This window comes from Achromobacter sp. SIMBA_011, from assembly GCF_046535435.1.
GTDB classification, from domain to species: Bacteria; Pseudomonadota; Gammaproteobacteria; order Burkholderiales; family Burkholderiaceae_B; genus Achromobacter; species Achromobacter dolens.
Window position 1 is genome coordinate 1 of sequence record NZ_JAWRWN010001072.1, and the last position, 243, is coordinate 243.

The window sequence follows — 243 nt, forward strand, 5'->3', positions numbered from 1 at the left end:
GTGCTCGAAAACCTGATCGGCCAGTTCCTCTACAGCAAGGCTGCCGACTCGGGCGCGTCGAAATCGGGTAACAGTGGAAGTGGGGCCGCAAATGGTCCGGCAGGCGGGGATAGCGCCGCGCCGGTCCAGGCACCCGCGCCGGCAGCAGCCGGTTCGGGCGCGGCGGCGCAATAAGGAGAAAAACGATGATGACCACACGCATGCGCGCCGTTTCGATCGGCGTCGCGGCGCTCGCCCTCACGG

Annotated in this window: 1 pseudogene; it reads left to right on the forward strand. The window is 67.5% G+C overall.

Annotated elements, in window-relative coordinates:
* Positions 1–174 (forward strand): annotated as a pseudogene (locus SB816_RS34320) (outer membrane lipid asymmetry maintenance protein MlaD); the annotation flags it as partial.
* Positions 175–243 lie beyond the last annotated feature (69 nt).